This is a genomic window from Rickettsia endosymbiont of Urophora cardui (genome assembly GCF_964030725.1).
Classification (GTDB): domain Bacteria; phylum Pseudomonadota; class Alphaproteobacteria; order Rickettsiales; family Rickettsiaceae; genus Rickettsia.
Map to the genome: position 1 here is coordinate 1 of NZ_CAXIPY010000002.1, position 22,189 is coordinate 22,189.

Genomic DNA, 22,189 nt, shown 5'->3' on the forward strand with positions numbered 1-22,189 from the left:
AAATTATCAAATTATCCCAATTATTATACCAAGATTTAGCTATATACGGATATTGCTTACTCCATTTTTGATCAAATGACTCAAGAGCTAATTCTGCTTCTTTTTCAGTAGCAGAAGTATAGCAGGAGTTTCGCACTTAGCAAAATTGTGTATTAGTTAGAAGCCATTTAATGTTGTTCTGAATTGATGTTTTTATAACTTCCCAAGTTTGTTGATATAAAGTAATGTTTTCATTTATCCTCCTTTTGTTCATATCAAGCCAGGCCAATACAGCAAGGCAAATATGATTTCTTTGAGCTCGACCCGTGCGTGCCTGACAGCATTCAATACCACAAGTTTGTTTCAATTCTCGATGATAAACTTCTATAGACCAACGCGCCTTAACAATTTTCTCTATTTGCTCACGTGTAGGATTCTCTAAATTAGTTGTTATGTAATCAATGCGACCATTTTTTGCCACAAACTTAAATACCGTAACCCAACCGTATCCACGTAGGTGAATTTTTAGCCCTTCATCGGGAATCTCTAAAGTTTCCAAGCTAACATTACGATTAACTTTTCTATTTTTTCTTAGGTTGGTAACCCATATCCAACCTAAATTACGTATATGTTTTAAATTATCCAAACCACTATACCAAGCATCCATAACTATAGCATCAGGCTTGATACCTCTTTCTTTAGCTAAAGTAAGCATATCACAAAAATGCTCGTTCTTTGTTTTACCATCAGTTTCTTTATCATATATTCTATAATCTACAGGAGTAGATTGATCAATTTGAGTATTGTAATGCAGTAAGTTTACCATTCCTATACCAGGTATAACATCATGTACAGCCCCAGAATATTGATAATTTACAAGCTCGATCCTCTTACTGTATTGCTTTGACAATAAGGTGTCATCTCCCACTAATAAACAAGGATCTTCCAGATCAATATATTTTGACACTTTGCTATAGATTTCGCTAGGGCGAAAATCCTTACTCTTTAACCATCGACTTGCACTATCGTGCGATAGATCTAATGGACTTACTTCAGATAATGCTTTGCTAGTATATCTTACACTACTTGCTTGTAAGAATGATTTATATAAATCTTTGCTACATTTTGATCTTGTCATTTTTATCTAAAACTATTTTTCTCTAGATTAGCATATTATTTGCTAAGTGCGAAACTCCTGTATAGATTAGTTTCAAATCCGCGAGTCTTTTGCAATGATTGTGTAAATTTTTGTTGAGCCTATATAGCTAACGCGGAAAGGTTTTTACCATAGTTTTTGTATTTACTCACATATTCACCAGATCTAAATCCTATTAAACATTGCTGGACTAACTTTAAAAACTGTTTACGTAAAATTATTGATCAATGCCTAAGTTTTTCCTAATCTGTGGTAGAAACATTTCCGTGTTAGCTATATTAGAAGTAATTAAAAATATAGGTAGTCCGTCCGCCAAAACTCTACAAGCCTTATAGATAATATGGTTTTAAGACAAGAAGTAATACAACAATCCGTAAGAAAATGATAAAATATGGTCATAAACCTTATGGATTTCAGTCAATGCCAATAGACAACATTATCAAATCGCAAGAACAAGGGAAACTGTTTGGTTATAAATTAAAAGAAGAATTAAACCCAAATAATAAGCTATATAAATTAAGAGAATTAATAAATTGGTCTAGGCTCGAAGAGTGGTTATCAAAAAATGTTTGTATTAAGAAATTTGGTAGAAATAGAAAATGTCATAGAGTGATGCTTGGCATAACGATGCTACAAGCAATGTATAATTTTTCAGATTCATTATCAGAGGAAGAGCTAAAAGAGAATATGTATTGGCAGTATTTCTGCGGGTGGGAATATATAGAAAAAGACATAGCTATCTCGGAAACTAGTATACGACGGTTTCGTAGTGTATTAGGTGAAGCTGGATATAATGAGATATTATCGGAGTTGATCAGGGTTGGGATAAAAACTAACACAATTAAAAAAAAAGATTTGGAATTAATCATCGCTGATACGACTGTACAAATTAAGAATATCAAACACCCACACGATGTTTATTTAATGGATAAAGCTAGGCTTAGCATAGTAAAGCTTTGCAACAGTTTGGGTATACATTTGAATGAAACATACGCTAGAACCTATAAACGCGATATAGTAAAGCTATGGAAATATAAAGAACATAGTAAAGCCAAGAAGCGTTGGAAAATAATGAAGCATTTAAAAATATTACTGGGTCGTTTGATTAGAGTATGTGAGCGTGAGATCAAAAATAAGCAATTAAACTTGTCTCTCAAAAATCAAGAAGTATTGCAAAAAATAAAACAAATACATAACCAATCTGTTTTAAAAAGAGAAGCTAAAAAGCAATATAAAGAAGATAACAAAGTATTATATAGTTTTCATGCCCCTGAAGTAGAGTGTATAGGAAAGGGAAAACGCAACAAGCCATATGAGTTTGGCAATAAAGTAGCGGTAGTAGTAAGTGGTCGTAGAAATTTTGTTTTATCCGCAAAATCGTTTCATAATAATCCTTATGATGGTCATACATTGCATCAGAGCTTTGAAGCAGTAGAGAGTGTCACTGGAATCAAGATAAAGAAATCATTTGTTGATCTTGGGTATAGTGGTAGCAATGTAAAGGAGAAGAGTAAGGTATATACCCCAAAAACGCGGAAGAAGTTGTTACAAGAGGACAAGTCTATGATCAAGAGACGCAGTGCCATAGAACCAATAATAGGTCACTTAAAGCAATATGGTCGGATGGGTAGAAACTTCTTGAAAGGTATGATAGGAGATATTATCAATCCAATAATCTCTGCTATTGGTTTGAATTTACGATGCATTGCAAATCATTTACAAATCGTGTCTAACTCCACATAAATCAAAAATATCATCATGCAAAAACTAGATGAACGATAAAAAATCGTTAACAATAGCTCCATATCAAAATTAGACCAACACAGAAATGTATCAGTAAAAATTAACATAACTTATTAATTTTTATTGAAAATCTTAGCAATTTGTTGTCAAAACTCTATCCCATTACAAATGATCAGGATTTGAAGTGTTTTTGGCGGATAGACTAGGTAACAGAAATGCAAATAGAGAAGAATAAAAAAATAAATGAAGCAATAGATTTGCTGATAAAAGGCGGAGTAGATTTAAAAACAGTACTAAGTCAGAATGGATTAATCTCTCAGGGTTTAATTCCCCGAAGCTCTGCTTCGTGATATCATAAGAAACAACTAAAACTTTTTTAGATACCTCGTAGCTCTGCTGCGAGGAGCATCATTTTAAGGAATTAACCAAGGGTATTTTAGAGCGAGCACTGCATGCTGAGATGTCAGAACATTTAGGTTATAGCAAGTATGATAGAGCTGAAACTGAGAATGCGAGGAATGGTAGTTTTAGTAAGAATCTGATTAGTGAGAATGGTACTATAGAGCTAAATGTTCCAAGAGACAGACAAGGTAAATTTGAACCTATAATAGTCTCAAAGAAACAAACAAGAATAGATGGCTTAGACCAAAAGATAATATCCTTATATGCGAAGGGTATGAGTGTGTCTGATATTAAAACACAATTGCAAGAATTATATGGAGCTGAGATCAGTGAGAGCCTAATCAGCAGGATTACAGATGAAGTAATAGATGAGGTCAAGATTTGGCAGAGTAGACCGCTTGAATCAGTATACCCTATAGTATATTTTGACTGTTTAGTAGTGAAAGTAAGACAAGATAAACTTATTATTAATAAATCAGTATATGTAGCTTTAGGAATAGATTTATCTGGCAGAAAGGATATTTTAGGCTTATGGATAAGTGAGAATGAAGGAGCTAAATTTTGGCTTGGTAATTTTACTGAGATGAAAAATAGAGGAGTAAAAGATATCTTAATTGCTTGTAGTGATAATCTAACTGGTATGTCTGATGCTATTGCATCAGTATACCCGAAAACTGAACATCAAATTTGTATTGTCCATCAGATCAGGAATAGCCTCAAATATGTATCATATAAAGATAGAAAGCAATTAGCAGCGGATTTGAAACTAATCTATACTTCTGCTACTGAAAAAGAAGCAGAATTAGCTCTTGAGTCATTTGATCAAAAATGGAGTAAGCAATATCCGCATATAGCTAAATCTTGGTATAATAATTGGGATAATTTGATAATTTTCTTGCAATATCCAAAGGAGATTCGTAAGATTATTTACACTACAAATGCGATAGAATCGCTGAATAGCCAATTGAGAAAAGTTACTAAGAATAAACGCATCTTTCCAAATGATGACGCAGTATTTAAGGTTTTATATCTGACAATTGATTATATTACCAAAAAATGGTCTATGCCTATCCCCAAATTGGAATGAAGCTATGGCTCATTTTATGATCAAATTTGATGGTAGAATTTTGACTAACGAATATTAGAATTACCCTCAACGAACATTAAAATTACCTATAAAAAAGAAGTAACTATGGACAGTAAAATCGAATAAAAATTTATTTTTAAATATTTAAATATTATTCGAGAATTACTGATGACATGTACAAATAACCAAGTAGGTATTTTAATGCAAAAGATCAAAAAATATAATCAGATAATTTCTGCTGCAAAAGCAGGTATGAGTGTAAAAACGGCACGTAAGTATTTACGTATTAATAAGTATCCAAGCGAATTACGCACAATACGTAAATATAGGACACGTAAGGATCCATTTGTGAAGCACTGGGATGAAATAGAATCAATGCTAGAATCAGCACCGGAGTTGCAAGCAACTACCATATTAGCATATTTGACAGAAAAGTATCATGGGAATTATAATGGGAAGCAATTACGCTGTTTGCAGAAAAGGTTGATAGTGGACTAATGGTATGGACCTCCTGATATAGAGAATGAAAAGCAGTTGCTAATCTTCTAGGGTTAATATTTAACATATTAAAACAACAATTAAGGAGGTCCATATGGAGGTTACTACAATTGGTATAGATATTGCAAAAAGAATTTTTCAAATTCATGGTGTAGATAAAAATGGCAAGACAGTATTAAAGAAAAAATTGATGAGAGATCAGGTTTTGACATTTATGGCTAATTTACCACAATGTTTAGTAGGGATGGAAGCTTGTGGTGGTTCTAGTTATTGGGCAAGAGAAATAACTAAATTAGGGCATGAAGTAAAACTAATGGCACCGCAATTTGTCAAACCATATGTTAAAACTAATAAAAATGATCAAGCAGATGCTGAAGCGATATGTGAAGCCGTGACAAGACCTAATATGAGATTTGTTGCAATTAAAACTATAGAGCAACAAGAAATTTTATCAATACATAGGGTAAGAGAGAGATTGGTAAAAAATCGTACAGCACTTGCTAATGAAATTAGGGGGCTACTACATGAGTTTGGTTTTATTGTTCCTCAAGGCATTAATAAGGTTATCACAAAATTAATTGAGATTTTAGATGCAGGGAAATTAAGCCAGTTAAGTTATCAAACATTTAGTGAACTAAAAGAAGAATTCTTAGATAATAACAGAAAAATAAAAGAGATAGAAAAACGATTAACAATGATAGCAAGTAACCTAACTCAATATCAACGATTAAGAGCTATACCTGGTCTTGGTTTAATTACTGCTACTGCTTTAATAGCATCAATAGGTAATGCTACAAGTTTTGAGAATGGCAGGCAATTATCGGCATGGCTAGGATTAGTGCCAAGACAACATTCAAGTGGTGGGAAGGATAAGCTGCTGGGAATTAGCAAGCGAGGTGATGTATACTTACGCACTTTATTAATTCAAGGGGCTAGAGCTGTACTAAATGCCAAGATAAGATTTACATCGGAAGAACAGAAATCTAAAAAAGATTTTAGCCAATTTACGAAATGGATGTTTAATTTATCTGAGCGAAGTAGCCATAATAAAACGACAGTTGCCATAGCTAATAAGTTGGCAAGAGTGGTGTTTGCTGTACTAAGATCAGGAGATGATTATGTAGAGAGTAAAGTTTGTAGCTAAAGAGTGTGTAGCATAGCACTTATAAGTAAAATAAATGGTGATTTATATAATGAATAGGTAAAAGCAAAACAATATGTAAGAGATTCCAACCCGAAATATGCTTGAGATAATTAATATTGATGGTAAATAAGACAAACCTTAGCTTACAAAAAAACTGCGTTTTTCAGTGGCTCTTTTAGAAGCCGATGGACTGATAAGTATATAGTTTGTAAGCCAGCGAATTCCATCAGGGCAGAATAAATTAGGTTGATTTATCAGCTATAAGCCGGATACATGACTGCATTTGTTTGTTTTTATTATTGATGTTATTTTTTTCTTGCATTCTACAGGAGGTCCATACATGAAAAATCAAGACAAAAAAATGAGTAGAGTCTTTTGCAATGATTGTGTAAATTTTTGTTGAGCCTATATTAGAAGTAATTAAAAATATAGGTAACAGAAATGCAAATAGAGAAGAATAAAAAAATAAATGAAGCAATAGATTTGCTGATAGAAGGTGGAGTAGATTTAAAAACAGTACTAAGTCAGAATGGATTAATTAAGGAATTAACCAAGGGTATTTTAGAGCGAGCACTGCATGCTGAGATGTCAGAACATTTAGGTTATAGCAAGTATGATAGAGCTGAAACTGAGAATGCGAGGAATGGTAGTTTTAGTAAGAATCTGATTAGTGAGAATGGTACTATAGAGCTAAATGTTCCAAGAGACAGACAAGGTAAATTTGAACCTATAATAGTCTCAAAGAAACAAACAAGAATAGATGGCTTAGACCAAAAGATAATATCCTTATATGCGAAGGGTATGAGTGTGTCTGATATTAAAACACAATTGCAAGAATTATATGGAGCTGAGATCAGTGAGAGCCTAATCAGCAGGATTACAGATGAAGTAATAGATGAGGTCAAGATTTGGCAGAGTAGACCTCTTGAATCAGTATACCCTATAGTATATTTTGACTGTTTAGTAGTGAAAGTAAGACAAGATAAACTTATTATTAATAAATCAGTATATGTAGCTTTAGGAATAGATTTATCTGGCAGAAAGGATATTTTAGGCTTATGGATAAGTGAGAATGAAGGGAAGTTCTATAATTAAATGATGCTCCTCGCAGCAGAGCTACGAGGAGCATCATTTAAATATAGATATATCATGGCTCATTTAACGATAGATGAAAGATTTAAAATATACGAAATGAATAAGAGTGGTTATAGCTCGCGATATATAGGGACAAAGATTGGCCGTGATAAAAGCACTATATGTTATGAACTCAAGAGAATGAGGCATAATTATAGACCAGATAGGGCTAACACACTTGCTTGCAGTTTAAGGCAAGGTAAGAGAAAAAGAAAATTAGATATTGATAATAATTTACGAGCAGAAATAATAAAGCAGTTAACACAGGGTATTTCACCAGATATAATTTCAGGTAGACGTAAACTATCACGAGATACTGTCAATATTTCTACAGAGAGTATATACCAGTTTATTTATACATCTCCTATAGCACAAAGGCAAAAATTATATTTATCTTTAGCAAGAAAAAGGAAAAATAGGTTGCATCATGGTACAAGAATCAGAAACAAAAGAATTACAATACCAAATCGAGTTTCCATTACTGAAAGACCAGAGATAAATAGAAAGATAGCAGCAATAGGTCATGTATAAGGTGATTTAACTTTTAACAAAGGTAATCAAAGTCGTAATATAGGCGCTCTTGTGGATATCAGAACACAAAAAGTGTTTCTCACGTTAAACCGTTCAAAAAGAACACAAGATGTGATTGGTAACATGAATAAAAAACTTAAACAATTGTCGCATATAATCAAAAGCATAACGTTAGATAATGGCAAAGAATTTACCAATCATGAACAACTATTGCCAAAATCTGAACGAAAAGTATATTTTTGCAATCCTTATTCTCCATGGCAAAAACCATTGATAGAGAAGATTAACTCAATGGTGCACAGAGTATACTCTAAATCTTTAGATATAAAAAAAATGATGCTCCTCGCAGCAGAGCTACGAGGTATCTAAAAAAGTTTTAGTTGTTTCTTATGATATCACGAAGCAGAGCTTCGGGGAATTAAACCCTGAGAGATTAACAATAAAGCAATTACAAGAAATTGAGGATTTTTTAAATAATTTACCAAGAAAAGTGCTCGGTTATAAAACACCCAATGAGGTATGGGAAGAAAATATAAATCTGGCTTAATTAATACTGGAATTTACCACATACTCTAATCAAACGACCCAGTAATATTTTTAAATGCTTCATTATTTTCCAACGCTTCTTGGCTTTACTATGTTCTTTATATTTCCATAGCTTTACTATATCGCGTTTATAGGTTCTAGCGTATGTTTCATTCAAATGTATACCCAAACTGTTGCAAAGCTTTACTATGCTAAGCCTAGCTTTATCCATTACAGGAGTTTCGCACTTAGCAAAAAGTATGTTAATCTAGAGAAAAATAGTTTTAGATAAAAATGACAAGAACAAAATGTAGCAAGGACTTATATAAATCATTTTTACAAGCAAGTAGTGTCAGATATACTAGCAAGGCATTATCTGAAGTGAGTCCAGTAGATCTATCTCACGATAGTGCAAGTCGATGGTTAAAGAGTAAGGATTTTCGTCCTAGCGAAATCTATAAGGAAGTGTCAAAATATATAGATTGGGAAGCACCGTGTTTATTAGTGGGGGATGACACCTTATTATCAAAGCAATACAGTCAGAAGATTGAGCTTGTACGTTATCAATATTCTGGAGCTGTACATGATGTTATACCTGGTATAGGAATGGTAAACTTACTACATTACAATACTAAAATTGCTCAATCTACTCCCGTAGATTATAGAATATATGATAAAGACACTGATGGTAAAACAAAGAATGAGCATTTTTGTGATATGCTTACTTTAGCTAAAGAAAGAGGTCTCAATCCTGATGCCATAGTCATGGATGCTTGGTATAGCGGGTTGAAGAATTTAAAACATATACGTAATTTAGGCTGGCTATGGGTTACCACCCTAAGGAAAAATAGAAAAGTTAATCATAATGTTAGCTTGGAAAGTTTAGAGATACCCGATGAGGGGCTAAAAATTCACCTACGTGGATACGGTTGGGTTACGGTATTTAAGTTTGTGGCAAAGAATGGTCGCATTGATTACATAACAACGAACTTGGACAATCCCACACGTGAGCAAATAGAGAAAATTGTTAAGGCACGTTGGTCTATAGAGGTTTATCATCGAGAATTAAAACAAACTTGTGGTATTGAACGCTGTCAGGCACGCACGGGCCGAGCTCAAAGAAATCATATTTGCCTTGCAGTATTTGCCTGGCTTGATATGAATAAAAGGAGGATAAATGAAAACATTACTTTATATCAACAAACTTGGGAAGTTATAAAAACATCAATTCAAAACAATATCAGATGGCTTTTAACTGATTCGCAACTTTGCTAAGTGCGAAACTCCTGCATTAAATAAACATCGTGTGGGTGTTTGATATTCTTAATTTGTACAGTCGTATCAGCGATGATTAATTCCAAATCTTTTTTTTTAATTGTGTTAGTTTTTATCCCAACCCTGATCAACTCCGATAATATCTCATTATATCCAGCTTCACCTAATACACTACGAAACCGTCGTATACTAGTTTCCGAGATAGCTATGTCTTTTTCTATATATTCCCACCCGCAGAAATACTGCCAATACATACAGGAGTTTCGCACTTAGCAAAAAGTATGTTAATCTAGAGAAAAATAGTTTTAGATAAAAATGACAAGAACAAAATGTAGCAAGGACTTATATAAATCATTTTTACAAGCAAGTAGTGTCAGATATACTAGCAAGGCATTATCTGAAGTGAGTCCAGTAGATCTATCTCACGATAGTGCAAGTCGATGGTTAAAGAGTAAGGATTTTCGTCCTAGCGAAATCTATAAGGAAGTGTCAAAATATATAGATTGGGAAGCACCGTGTTTATTAGTGGGGGATGACACCTTATTATCAAAGCAATACAGTCAGAAGATTGAGCTTGTACGTTATCAATATTCTGGAGCTGTACATGATGTTATACCTGGTATAGGAATGGTAAACTTACTACATTACAATACTAAAATTGCTCAATCTACTCCCGTAGATTATAGAATATATGATAAAGACACTGATGGTAAAACAAAGAATGAGCATTTTTGTGATATGCTTACTTTAGCTAAAGAAAGAGGTCTCAATCCTGATGCCATAGTCATGGATGCTTGGTATAGCGGGTTGAAGAATTTAAAACATATACGTAATTTAGGCTGGCTATGGGTTACCACCCTAAGGAAAAATAGAAAAGTTAATCATAATGTTAGCTTGGAAAGTTTAGAGATACCCGATGAGGGGCTAAAAATTCACCTACGTGGATACGGTTGGGTTACGGTATTTAAGTTTGTGGCAAAGAATGGTCGCATTGATTACATAACAACGAACTTGGACAATCCCACACGTGAGCAAATAGAGAAAATTGTTAAGGCACGTTGGTCTATAGAGGTTTATCATCGAGAATTAAAACAAACTTGTGGTATTGAACGCTGTCAGGCACGCACGGGCCGAGCTCAAAGAAATCATATTTGCCTTGCAGTATTTGCCTGGCTTGATATGAATAAAAGGAGGATAAATGAAAACATTACTTTATATCAACAAACTTGGGAAGTTATAAAAACATCAATTCAAAACAATATCAGATGGCTTTTAACTGATTCGCAACTTTGCTAAGTGCGAAACTCCTGACATATTCTCTTTTAGCTCTTCCTCTGATAATGAATCTGAAAAATTATACATTGCTTGTAGCATCGTTATGCCAAGCATCACTCTATGACATTTTCTATTTCTACCAAATTTCTTAATACAAACATTTTTTGATAACCACTCTTCGAGCCTAGACCAATTTATTAATTCTCTTAATTTATATAGCTTATTATTTGGGTTTAATTCTTCTTTTAATTTATAACCAAACAGTTTCCCTTGTTCTTGCGATTTGATAATGTTGTCTATTGGCATTGACTGAAATCCATAAGGTTTATGACCATATTTTATCATTTTCTTACGGATTGTTGTATTACTTCTTGTCTTAAAACCATATTATCTATAAGGCTTGTAGAGTTTTGGCGGACGGACTAGTTATGGTTGGTTTATGGGATTTAAATTACATTTAATCATTAACCATAAAGCAGAGATTATAGCTGTTAAAATAACAAAAGCAAATAGAGCTGATTTATCTGTTCTTGAATCTATAACTCAGAAGATAACAGGTAAGGTATTTGGTGATAAAGCATATATTTGTAAAGAGTTATGGTTTAAACTCTATTCTAGAAATTTAAGAATGATAACTAATATTCGCAAGGATATGAAGAATTATTTACTAGAATTAGAAGATAAAGCTATGTTACGTAAACGATCATTAATTGAATCAGTATTTAATATACTAAAAAATAGAATGAACCTAGAGCATACAAGGCATAGATCTCCTGTTAATTTCTTGGTGCATATTCTAGCTTGTGTTACTTCTTATGCTATCACTAAATCTCGTATAAAACTTGATGCTTTAGCTCCAGAACAACTGCTCTTATCCTAAATTGGCGTTTTTAACACTTATTGCATATTTTGAAGCTACTGACCAAGTGTCGACTCCTCTTTTATTAATTCTAATACTATGCCCGTTTTTTCTGAAGCACTGAAAATTTTTACTTTATTTTTCTTCATCTTTCCTCTTAAGTTTATTGCTATTTATTCTAACTTATTGCGGAAACACACTCCTTCATTTTTTTGTCCAATTTTTTCATGTATGGACCTCCTGTAGAATGCAAGAAAAAAATAACATCAATAATAAAAACAAACAAATGCAGTCATGTATCCGGCTTATAGCTGATAAATCAACCTAATTTATTCTACAGCCCTGATGGAATTCGCTGGCTTACAAACTATATACTTATCAGTCCATCGGCTTCTAAAAGAGCCACTGAAAAACGCAGTTTTTTTGTAAGCTAAGGTTTGTCTTATTTACCATCAATATTAATTATCTCAAGCATATTTCGGGTTGGAATCTCTTACATATTGTTTTGCTTTTACCTATTCATTATATAAATCACCATTTATTTTACTTATAAGTGCTATGCTACACACTCTTTAGCTACAAACTTTACTCTCTACATAATCATCTCCTGATCTTAGTACAGCAAACACCACTCTTGCCAACTTATTAGCTATGGCAACTGTCGTTTTATTATGGCTACTTCGCTCAGATAAATTAAACATCCATTTCGTAAATTGGCTAAAATCTTTTTTAGATTTCTGTTCTTCCGATGTAAATCTTATCTTGGCATTTAGTACAGCTCTAGCCCCTTGAATTAATAAAGTGCGTAAGTATACATCACCTCGCTTGCTAATTCCCAGCAGCTTATCCTTCCCACCACTTGAATGTTGTCTTGGCACTAATCCTAGCCATGCCGATAATTGCCTGCCATTCTCAAAACTTGTAGCATTACCTATTGATGCTATTAAAGCAGTAGCAGTAATTAAACCAAGACCAGGTATAGCTCTTAATCGTTGATATTGAGTTAGGTTACTTGCTATCATTGTTAATCGTTTTTCTATCTCTTTTATTTTTCTGTTATTATCTAAGAATTCTTCTTTTAGTTCACTAAATGTTTGATAACTTAACTGGCTTAATTTCCCTGCATCTAAAATCTCAATTAATTTTGTGATAACCTTATTAATGCCTTGAGGAACAATAAAACCAAACTCATGTAGTAGCCCCCTAATTTCATTAGCAAGTGCTGTACGATTTTTTACCAATCTCTCTCTTACCCTATGTATTGATAAAATTTCTTGTTGCTCTATAGTTTTAATTGCAACAAATCTCATATTAGGTCTTGTCACGGCTTCACATATCGCTTCAGCATCTGCTTGATCATTTTTATTAGTTTTAACATATGGTTTGACAAATTGCGGTGCCATTAGTTTTACTTCATGCCCTAATTTAGTTATTTCTCTTGCCCAATAACTAGAACCACCACAAGCTTCCATCCCTACTAAACATTGTGGTAAATTAGCCATAAATGTCAAAACCTGATCTCTCATCAATTTTTTCTTTAATACTGTCTTGCCATTTTTATCTACACCATGAATTTGAAAAATTCTTTTTGCAATATCTATACCAATTGTAGTAACCTCCATATGGACCTCCTTAATTGTTGTTTTAATATGTTAAATATTAACCCTAGAAGATTAGCAACTGCTTTTCATTCTCTATATCAGGAGGTCCATACCAATTAGTCCATTATATTTTCCCGCCGCTGCTAAGAATGACATAGTTGGTGACAATTACCTCAACTCAACTTTTTTCAGCTCCCCTAGAGTACACGATCCTGTACACATCATAGTAATTTTAAGTTGCTCTATTATTAGCTGTATCTCTTCAGATACTAGATTTTCTGAAACATCAGCTGCTTTTAAAAATGGACCGGCAAGACCAAAAATATCCGCTCCCATGCGAATAGCTTTAGCCCCGTCAGTACCCGACTTTAAGCCGCCACTTGCAATAACCAAAATATCCTTTGAAGCTTCCCGCACCATTTTTAGGGAATCCAGCGTTGGCATCCCCCAATTGATAAAACTATTAGCTATACGATTTTGTAACGAATTTGTAGCACGGTAAGCTTCTACCTGACTCCACGATGTTCCACCACTTCCTGTAACATCAAGAATCTGAACTCCTATATCTATAAATTGCTTGGCTGTTTTTTTAGATAAGCCAAACCCTACTTCCTTGATAATTAAAGGAACAGAAAGATAATTTACGACTTCTTTTATTTTCGGCAAAAGATTTTCCCAATTTTTATCACCTTCCGGCTGAGTTAATTCCTGTAACACGTTCAGATGTAAAATTAAGGCATCAGCTTTAACGCTATCTACTAAATATTGGCATTGCTTTGGTGTTACACCATAATTGAGTTGCACCGCACCAATATTAGCAAGTAATACTATATCAGGAGCATTATTCCGCACTGTAAATGTATCTAAAGTACCTGGTTCTGTAAGTAATGTACGCATAGAGCCAAGCCCCATAGCGATACCTGCTTTTTGAGCAGCAGCAGCTAATCTACAATTAATATCTCTTGCCCTAGGTGTTCCGCCTGTCATGCTAGAAATTAGAATAGGTGCTTGTAAGATTTTATTTAAGAAAGTGGTAGTTGTATCAATACTACTATAATTGATTTCCGGTAAGGCATTATGCACAAATTGAACTGACTCAAATCCACTACTTAAGCCAGATTCAACATTCTTTGTAAGATTAATTTCGATATGGTCTTGTTTTCTTTTTATGTCTAACATAATATGTGATTCCCACGAAGGCGGGAATCCAGTAATTAAAAGTTTTAAAATAGCAAGATTTTAAGATTAAAAGCTCAATTTCTCTTGCTTTATGATGGATTCCCGCCTACGCGGGAATGACATACTGGATGTTTTCCGAGCCATGCAATAACGCCACCGCAAAAATGACAATATACATCTAATAAATAGAAGAGTAAGGTAGACGAAGTTTTATTTGGAAAAGAGCAAGACGTCTTGAAGCTGATAACCGGAGCGTACATATAGTACGTGAGGATTATCAGCAAAAGACAACGTAGCCAATTTTTCAAATAAAACGAGTATACTACTTCCTATCCATATCAGCGAATACTTCTTCCCATGAGCCGGTAGTTGCTGCTTTTGAATATTCGGTTGCCCTATTTTCAAAGAAGTTTGTATGCTCAACACCGTTTAGCATTTCATCAAGCCATGGCAGAGGGTTATTTTTTACCATATAAATATCTTTTAGCCCTAGCTGAAATAAACGTCTGTCAGCGATATATCTAATATACAATCTCACCTCATCAGCCGTTAGCCCTTCAATTCCTCCTACTTCAAAAGCAAGTGCAATAAACGCATCTTCAAAATGTACAATAGTTGTACAAGCTTTATAGATACGACTACGTAAATTTTCTGTCCAGACTTCAGGATTTTCTCTAACGAAAGTTTTAAAGAGTGTAATAATAGAATTAGTATGCAGCGTTTCATCACGCACTGACCAAGCAATAATCTGCCCCATACCTTTCATTTTATTAAAACGTGGAAAATTAAGCATAATAGCAAAAGATGCAAATAGCTGTAATCCTTCTGTAAAAGCTCCAAATACTGCAAGCGTAGTTGCTATATCCTCGTTAGTAGCAACCCCAAATTGCTGCATATAATCATATTTATCTTTCATTTCTTTGTATTTAAGAAACGCAGAATATTCTACTTCAGGCATCCCTACAGTATCAAGCAAATGTGAGTATGCTGCAATATGTACTGTTTCCATATTAGAAAAAGCAGATAACATCATCATTACTTCAGTGGGTTTAAATACTCTTGAATAATGCTTCATATAGCAATTATTTACTTCAATATCAGCTTGTGTAAAAAAGCGAAATATTTGCGTTAATAAATGCTTCTCACCTGGCGTTAAATTATATTTCCAATCTTTAACATCATCAGCAAGCGGTACTTCTTCCGGTAGCCAATGAATTTTTTGTTGAGTGTGCCAAGCTTCATATGCCCACGGATATGAAAATGGCTTATAAATCGGACTTGCATCAAGTAATGACATATGCTTTCTTTTTAATTTATTTTTTTATAATGATGCTCCTCGCAGCAGAGCTACGAGGTATCTATCCAAAAAGCTTTAACTGTTTTTGTTGAAATGCTTTATAAGAAGGTTTGCCTGAACCTTGATTCTGTACATAATTACGTAATTTCTGCTCATCACCATGTTTACCTACTGTGCTCATAAAATATCCCTTACTCCAAAACTCACTTCCCCATAATTTTTCTTTAAGATTTGGATATTTCTCAAACATTTTCTTAGAAGTAATACTTTTTATGATTTGAGTTATTTTTGTTGGGCTATACATTGGTATTGACTGTAATAAAAAATGTACGTGATCTTTATCTACTCCTATTTCTAAAAATCTAATTTCATAACGATCTTCTATGTGCTCACAAATTTTACACAAATAATCATCTAGTTCTTGATTGAATATTACTCTTCTATACTTTGCCGGCGTTACTAAATGATATATTAGTACTGTGACATTATGACTCTTATGTATATAACTGCTTTCTTCCATTCAAGTAGTATATCACGAAGCAGAGCTTCGGGGAAATTAAACCCTGAGAGATTAACAGTAACTATACGAAGTTCTCCTAGTATATCATTGAATAGTATAGAACAGTTTCTACTTTATGTCATTCCCGCGTGAGGCTTGCTTGCGTGGATCAATGTTTCCTCTGTCATCCCGCGACTTGATCGCGGGATCCAGCTTAAAATACTAAAATTATTAGTATTAAAAGTTGCTTTTCTGGATACCGTGGTCAAGCCACGGTATGACACCGAGGCATTTTTCAATCCACACAACAATGCCTTCCCGCCTACGCGGGAATGACATATAAGGTCACCTATACCTAAATAAAATGAGGTATTTTTTAAAACTGTCCGGTACTATTATACTACTGGCAAGCTAAGCATTCTTCATATTTATTAGCTTCAGCTAGTTCGTCATTTTGTTTTTCTAAATCTTTAAAATCTGCCTTTAATACATCATGCGAAACTTTATCAGCTCGTTGAATTGATGTTGATCTACAATAATATAAACTTTTAACTCCTGTTTTCCAAGCTTTAAAATGAATATCATTTAGATATTTTTTGCTAACATTACCTGGTAAAAAGACATTTAAAGATTGTGCCTGAGTAATATAAGGAGTACGATCTGCTGCTAGCTCTATCAACCAATTTTGATCAATTTCATAGGCAGTTTTAAAGACCTGCTTTTCTTCTTCAGTTAAGAATGTTAGATGCTGCACTGATCCTTCGTGAGTACTAATTGAAGACCAAACTTGATCATTATTAAATCCTTTTTCCTCTAATAACTTTTCTAAATGCTTATTACGTACATTAAAAGAACCAGTTAGGGTTTTCTGTACGAAACTATTAGCGGCAAACGGCTCTATTCCTGGTGATGCATTTCCTGCTATCACTGAAATTGAAGCAGTAGGAGCTATTGCTGTTTTATTACTAAAACGCTCATTGCTTCCTGCATCCAATGCATCAGGACAAGCACCTTTCTCTTTACCAATTTTAACAGATGCTTCTTCTACTTTCTTAGATACATATTCAAATATTTTCTTATTCCAAACCTTTGCCATAACCGATTCTATCGGTACTTTTTTCATTTGTAAGAATGAGTGGAAGCCCATAACACCAAGTCCAACGCTTCGCTCACGAAAAGCTGAGTATTTAGCTCTTGCCATAGTATCAGGTGCTTTATTGATGAAATCTTCTAAAACATTATCAAGAAATAGCATAATAGTTGGTATGAATTCTTTATCATCTTTCCATTCTTCATAATATTCTAAATTTAGAGAAGAAAGACAACAAACAGCAGTTCTTGATTTACCTAGATGATCAATACCGGTTGGCAATGTAATTTCACTGCAAAGATTGGACATCTTAACATGTAAGCCTAACTTTTTATGATGCTTAGGTATTGACTTATTAACACTATCAATAAATAACAGATAAGGCTCACCGGTTTCTATTCTAGTAGTGAGCAGCTTAACCCATAAATCTCTTGCTTTAACTTTAGTTACAACTTTTTTGGTAGCAGGACTAATAAGCTCAAAGTCGGTATTATTTTCAACGGCTTGCATAAATTTATCAGTTATGGCAATACCGTGATGAATATTAAGAGATTTTCGGTTAACATCCCCGCCTGTCGGACGTCTTATATCAATAAATTCTTCGATTTCAGGATGATCAATAGGTAGATATACAGCCGATGAGCCTCGTCTAATCGATCCTTGAGAAATAGCAAGGGTCATAGAATCCATTACCTTAATAAAAGGTATAATACCTGATGAATGCCCCTTATTATGGATTGCTTCGTTAATAGATCTAACATTTCCCCAATAACTTCCTATTCCGCCACCGTGTGAGGCAAGCCAAACATTTTCCGTCCATAAATTTACTATATCATCTAAACTATCATCGGTCTCGTTTAAGAAACAAGAGATAGGTAACCCCCTATCAGTGCCACCATTACTTAAAATCGGTGTTGCAGGCATAAACCACATTTTGCTCATATACTCATATAGCTTCTGAGCATGCTCTTTATTTTCAGCATAGTAACTAGAAACACGAGCAAATAAATCTTGAAAATCTTCGCCTTTCATAAGGTATCGATCTCGCAAAATTGCCTTACCAAAAGGTGTAAGTAAATCGTTATAATTATTATTGATATTTATTTGAAATTTAGTTTTTTTTGCTGTGCTCATTATAAGTACTAATGGGGTTGGTAGAAGCGAATTAAGTATAAAACTTTTTCTTAAGTAGACACTAGAATAAGAGTTTATTCAACATAAATATTTATAATTATTTTAGATTTACCCCTTGACAGTTGATAGTTTAAAGCAAACTCAAGCGAGTAAAATGATGCTCCTCGCAGCAGAGCTACGAGGTATCTATCCAAAAAGCTTTAACTGTTTTTGTTGAAATGCTTTATAAGAAGGTTTGCCTGAACCTTGATTCTGTACATAATTACGTAATTTCTGCTCATCACCATGTTTACCTACTGTGCTCATAAAATATCCTTTACTCCAAAACTCACTTCCCCATAATTTTTCTTTAAGATTTGGATATTTCTCAAACATTTTCTTAGAAGTAATACTTTTTATGATTTGAGTTATTTTTGTTGGGCTATACATTGGTATTGACTGTAATAAAAAATGTACGTGATCTTTATCTACTCCTATTTCTCAAAATCTAATTTCATAACGATCTTCTATGTGCTCACAAATTTTACACAAATAATCATCTAGTGCTTGATTGAATATTACTCTTCTATACTTTGCCGGCGTTACTAAATGATATATTAGTACTGTGACATTATGACTCTTATGTATATAACTGCTTTCTTCCATTCAAGTAGTATATCACGAAGCAGAGCTTCGGGGAATTAAACCCTGAGAGATTAAGGATTAAATTCACAGAATCACTAACATCTTCTTTAGAAAGATAATCTAGCTGCTTGTGTATTTTATTTATCAAATCAATTTTAGTAGCCATGATTAGAAATTGCCTTAATTCCATTAAAACTATTTTTGAAAAAACTAGGGACTAAACTGTCGAAATCTTCAAGCATCATTTCCACTAATTTAGGTTTTGGTTTTAGCTGATAGTCTTTAACTGTTAATTTAGCATCGATTTTTTTCTCATCTTGTAACCATTTTAAGGCTGTATCCTCATTACCTATACTATCTACCAGCTTTAGTTTTACAGCCTGACGTCCTGAATATATTCTGCCATCAGCGAGTTTGTTGACTTCATCTATAGGAATTTTACGTCTTTCAGCAACGAGTTCAATGAAAAAATTGTAAGTATCTTCTATATTTTCCATAACCGCTACCCTTACATTTTCAGTAAGTTTTTCAGTAGGATTTGGTGCAGCTTTAAGCTCACCTGATTTAAAATGAAGGAAAGTAATGCCGAGCTTTTGTGCCAGGTCAGTTACCTCTGCAGTCTGCAATATTACCCCAATTGAACCAGTTATAGTTCCGTTATGGCTAATGATGTAATCACCAGCAAGAGAGATTAAATAACCACCACTTGCTGCCATCGTTCCCATAACTATAACTACTGGCTTCTTTTCGGATATTTTAAGCAAAATATTATAAATTTTTTCTGATCCTACTACTGTACCACCTGGGGAATTTACATTAACTATTAAGGCTTTAATATGAGAATCATCAACAATTTTCTTAAGCTTTTTATCACGCTTCTCATCTTCAAGTATTATGTCGTCAATTAATACCGAAGCTATATAATCATCATTATTATTGGCTAAAACTTCCGTTGGAACAAAATCTTTACAAATTAAGAAGAATGAAACACCAATTAAAATAATTGCTATTAACTTCCAAACTAATAAACGAGATTTTATTTGTTTTCTTTCAATTAAATAATCAGGTGTTATATTCATTTTGCAATATATTTTTTAGTTTTTTGTCATTGCGAGGGGAGTTTGGTTTGTGGATCAATTTTCCCGTCATTGCGAGAAGAAACTGAAAGTTTCGACGAAGCAATCCCGGAATGTTTCACTAGATTGCCACGTCGTTTCACTCCTCGCAATGACATACCCAACCTACTTACGTTCTGCTGGGCTTTTCATCATCTCAAAAAACTCACTATTAGTTTTAGTGTGTTCTAGCTTTTTAAGCAAGAATTCTATTGCTTCACTGCTACCCATTGGGTCGATGATGCGGCGAAGAACCCACATTTTATTTAGCACTATTTTATCAACTAATAAATCTTCTTTTCTAGTTCCTGATCTAGTTATATCAATTGCAGGATAAATACGTTTATCGGCAATCTTACGATCTAATACTATTTCAGAGTTACCTGTACCTTTGAACTCTTCAAAAATCACCTCATCCATACGTGAGCCTGTTTCAATTAGAGCTGCACCGATTATGGTAAGTGAACCACCATTCTCAATATTTCTTGCAGCACCAAAAAATCTTTTCGGACGCTGAAGTGCGTTAGCATCAACACCACCAGTTAATACCTTACCAGATGACGGCACTACAGTATTGTAAGCACGTGCAAGACGCGTAATAGCATCAACTAAAATCACTACATCTTTTTTATGTTCTACTAAACGCTTTGCTTTTTCAATGACCATTTCCGCAAGCTGTACGTGTCTACTTGCTGGCTCATCGAAAGTAGAGCTAACAACCTCACCACGCACGGAACGTTGCATATCTGTTACCTCTTCAGGTCTCTCATCTATTAACAACACAATTAAAAATACTTCCGGGTTATTGGTAGTAATAGCATGGGCAATATTTTGTAGTAACACAGTTTTACCAGTACGGGGAGGGGCAACTATTAAAGCACGCTGACCTTTACCCATTGGTGCAACTAACTCAATAACACGTGTACTAAAATCTTTGCTGTTATCTTCAAGCTCTAGACCTAATTTTTCATCAGGATATAAAGGGGTTAAATTATCAAAATTGACACGGTGATAAGCTTTTGAAGGATCTTCAAAATTTACTTTATTTACCTTAAGTAGAGCAAAATAACGCTCACCTTCTTTCGGAGCTCTTATTCGTCCTTCCACAGTATCACCAGTACGAAGCCCAAAGCGACGAATCTGGCTTGGAGAAATATAAATATCATCAGGTCCTGCTAGATAATTTACTTCCGGAGAACGCAAAAAGCCAAACCCGTCAGGCAAAACTTCAAGTACACCCTCACCTACTATTGAACCACCCTGCTCTACAGATTTCTTTAAAATTGCAAAAACTAATTCTTGTTTACGCAAAGAACTAACATTTTCAATTTTTAGCTCTTCTGCTTGAGCTTGCAATTCTTCAGGCAATTTACGTTTTAATTCTTTTAAATTAATTATATTGCCGTTTTCTGCATAATGATTATTAAATTCAGAGTTATTTAGTTGTTCTGGGGATTCTTTATTAGTTATACTCATTATTTTTATTATAATAGATTATAGTTGACATGAATGAAACATTTAACTCCTTAAATGTAGAGGAAATATTACGTTTGTTTTAAATTAGGAATCAAACTAGATTTTTAGATTTATTCTTGTGGCTTGAAGAATTAATTTTATTTGTTAGCTTTATAAAGCTTTAATATATGTAAAAGGATATTAACAATCTAACAGCATATTGTCAAGTGATTTAAGTAATATTATCAACTCTGCACTTGCATCCCATAGTTTTAAGTCAGCTTTGTTAGATAATTTGAATAAACACGTATAGTGTAACGTGGCTAGCCCATGTTATCCGGAAAAATATCAATAATAACGCTAATTTACTGAAGTTTTGACAAAAATTCTAATTTTTCTGACTAAAGTAAAAATTTATATTTAAAGTTAAATATTTAGTGCTTTTATCAGCTTAAAAGCGATATTTCTACAATTTAAAGTAAATTATTTGATATATAATACAAATTATAGATTGATACACTCGCCACTTTTTTTAATAAAAATTTTTTGTCAAAACTTCAGTAATTTAGGATAAGGGATAGATAGTC

General features: G+C 33.6%; 17 protein-coding genes and 7 pseudogenes. 10 read left to right on the forward strand and 14 right to left on the reverse strand.

The window, feature by feature from the left end:
* Both AAHI98_RS18390 and AAHI98_RS01330 read right to left on the reverse strand, forming a co-directional pair.
* Positions 1-121: pseudogene (locus tag AAHI98_RS18390) on the reverse strand (IS256 family transposase); the annotation flags it as partial.
* 15 nt (positions 122-136) lie between these two features.
* Complete coding sequence (locus AAHI98_RS01330; RefSeq protein WP_342224656.1) at positions 137-1,117, reverse strand: IS701 family transposase; 981 nt, start codon at positions 1,115-1,117, stop codon at positions 137-139.
* Positions 1,118-1,516: 399 nt separating this feature from the next.
* Between AAHI98_RS01330 and AAHI98_RS01335 the strand changes: the two genes are divergently transcribed.
* The 7 genes and pseudogenes from AAHI98_RS01335 to AAHI98_RS18395 all read left to right on the forward strand — a co-directional run bounded on the left by AAHI98_RS01335 (position 1,517) and on the right by AAHI98_RS18395 (position 8,221).
* On the forward strand, positions 1,517-2,878 hold the full coding sequence (locus AAHI98_RS01335) for an IS5 family transposase (RefSeq protein ID WP_342224717.1): 1,362 nt from the start codon (positions 1,517-1,519) through the stop codon (positions 2,876-2,878).
* Positions 2,879-3,093: 215 nt separating this feature from the next.
* Positions 3,094-3,228 carry a hypothetical protein gene (locus AAHI98_RS01340; protein WP_342224747.1) on the forward strand — a complete coding sequence of 45 codons (135 nt, stop codon included), beginning with the start codon at positions 3,094-3,096 and terminating at the stop codon, positions 3,226-3,228.
* 65 nt (positions 3,229-3,293) lie between these two features.
* Positions 3,294-4,425: pseudogene (locus AAHI98_RS01345) on the forward strand (IS256 family transposase); the annotation flags it as partial.
* Positions 4,426-4,535: 110 nt separating this feature from the next.
* A complete protein-coding gene (locus AAHI98_RS01350; protein ID WP_342224746.1) occupies positions 4,536-4,865 on the forward strand; it encodes a hypothetical protein in 330 nt (109 codons plus the stop codon).
* 94 nt (positions 4,866-4,959) lie between these two features.
* Entirely contained in the window at positions 4,960-6,009 is a 1,050-nt protein-coding gene (locus AAHI98_RS01355; RefSeq protein WP_342224642.1) for an IS110 family RNA-guided transposase, read from the forward strand.
* Positions 6,010-6,450: 441 nt separating this feature from the next.
* Positions 6,451-7,098 (forward strand): annotated as a pseudogene (locus AAHI98_RS01360) (IS256 family transposase); the annotation flags it as partial.
* A gap of 60 nt (positions 7,099-7,158) precedes the next feature.
* Positions 7,159-8,221, forward strand: a pseudogene (locus tag AAHI98_RS18395) (IS30 family transposase).
* On the opposite strand, the gene AAHI98_RS01375 reads toward AAHI98_RS18395, so the two are convergent.
* Positions 8,222-8,431 carry a hypothetical protein gene (locus tag AAHI98_RS01375; RefSeq protein ID WP_342224817.1) on the reverse strand — a complete coding sequence of 70 codons (210 nt, stop codon included), beginning with the start codon at positions 8,429-8,431 and terminating at the stop codon, positions 8,222-8,224.
* Positions 8,432-8,493: 62 nt separating this feature from the next.
* Here AAHI98_RS01375 and AAHI98_RS01380 point away from each other — a divergent pair, with 62 nt between their 5' ends.
* Complete coding sequence (locus AAHI98_RS01380) at positions 8,494-9,474, forward strand: IS701 family transposase (RefSeq protein WP_342224818.1); 981 nt, start codon at positions 8,494-8,496, stop codon at positions 9,472-9,474.
* Here AAHI98_RS01380 and AAHI98_RS01385 read toward each other — a convergent pair.
* Positions 9,471-9,743, reverse strand: a complete 273-nt coding sequence (locus AAHI98_RS01385) for a hypothetical protein (protein WP_342224819.1) — start codon at positions 9,741-9,743, stop codon at positions 9,471-9,473. The genes AAHI98_RS01380 and AAHI98_RS01385 overlap by 4 nt on opposite strands.
* Before the next feature lie 46 nt (positions 9,744-9,789).
* Between AAHI98_RS01385 and AAHI98_RS01390 the strand changes: the two genes are divergently transcribed.
* The gene (locus AAHI98_RS01390; RefSeq protein WP_342224818.1) at positions 9,790-10,770 is read left to right on the forward strand and encodes an IS701 family transposase; all 981 of its coding nucleotides are present in this window, start codon (positions 9,790-9,792) and stop codon (positions 10,768-10,770) included.
* On the opposite strand, the gene AAHI98_RS01395 is transcribed toward AAHI98_RS01390, so the two are convergent.
* Positions 10,747-11,094 (reverse strand): hypothetical protein, encoded by a 348-nt coding sequence (locus AAHI98_RS01395; protein ID WP_342224820.1) that lies wholly within the window; start codon positions 11,092-11,094, stop codon positions 10,747-10,749. The two genes, AAHI98_RS01390 and AAHI98_RS01395, sit on opposite strands and share 24 nt — an antisense overlap.
* A gap of 70 nt (positions 11,095-11,164) precedes the next feature.
* Between AAHI98_RS01395 and AAHI98_RS01400 the strand changes: the two are divergent.
* Positions 11,165-11,629: pseudogene (locus AAHI98_RS01400) on the forward strand (IS982 family transposase); the annotation flags it as partial.
* A 551-nt stretch (positions 11,630-12,180) separates the two neighbouring features.
* Here AAHI98_RS01400 and AAHI98_RS01405 read toward each other — a convergent pair.
* From AAHI98_RS01405 to rho, 9 genes and pseudogenes are all read right to left on the reverse strand, one after another.
* Positions 12,181-13,230, reverse strand: a complete 1,050-nt coding sequence (locus tag AAHI98_RS01405; RefSeq protein WP_342224642.1) for an IS110 family RNA-guided transposase — start codon at positions 13,228-13,230, stop codon at positions 12,181-12,183.
* A 147-nt stretch (positions 13,231-13,377) separates the two neighbouring features.
* Complete coding sequence (gene fni, locus AAHI98_RS01410) at positions 13,378-14,388, reverse strand: type 2 isopentenyl-diphosphate Delta-isomerase (RefSeq protein WP_342224822.1); 1,011 nt, start codon at positions 14,386-14,388, stop codon at positions 13,378-13,380.
* A 322-nt stretch (positions 14,389-14,710) separates the two neighbouring features.
* The gene (locus tag AAHI98_RS01415; protein ID WP_011477400.1) at positions 14,711-15,685 is read right to left on the reverse strand and encodes a ribonucleotide-diphosphate reductase subunit beta; all 975 of its coding nucleotides are present in this window, start codon (positions 15,683-15,685) and stop codon (positions 14,711-14,713) included.
* A gap of 61 nt (positions 15,686-15,746) precedes the next feature.
* Entirely contained in the window at positions 15,747-16,205 is a 459-nt protein-coding gene (tnpA, locus tag AAHI98_RS01420; RefSeq protein WP_342224823.1) for an IS200/IS605 family transposase, read from the reverse strand.
* A gap of 379 nt (positions 16,206-16,584) precedes the next feature.
* Positions 16,585-18,408, reverse strand: coding sequence for a ribonucleoside-diphosphate reductase subunit alpha (locus tag AAHI98_RS01425; RefSeq protein ID WP_342224824.1), 1,824 nt, complete (start codon positions 18,406-18,408; stop codon positions 16,585-16,587).
* A 186-nt stretch (positions 18,409-18,594) separates the two neighbouring features.
* Positions 18,595-19,053 (reverse strand): annotated as a pseudogene (gene tnpA, locus AAHI98_RS01430) (IS200/IS605 family transposase).
* Between the two features lie 49 nt (positions 19,054-19,102).
* Positions 19,103-19,198 (reverse strand): annotated as a pseudogene (locus AAHI98_RS01435) (HU family DNA-binding protein); the annotation flags it as partial.
* Complete coding sequence (sppA, locus tag AAHI98_RS01440; protein WP_342224825.1) at positions 19,188-20,111, reverse strand: signal peptide peptidase SppA; 924 nt, start codon at positions 20,109-20,111, stop codon at positions 19,188-19,190. The gene sppA and the pseudogene AAHI98_RS01435, both read right to left, overlap by 11 nt.
* A 162-nt stretch (positions 20,112-20,273) precedes the next feature.
* The gene (gene rho, locus AAHI98_RS01445) at positions 20,274-21,623 is read right to left on the reverse strand and encodes a transcription termination factor Rho (RefSeq protein ID WP_342224826.1); all 1,350 of its coding nucleotides are present in this window, start codon (positions 21,621-21,623) and stop codon (positions 20,274-20,276) included.
* Positions 21,624-22,189 lie beyond the last annotated feature (566 nt).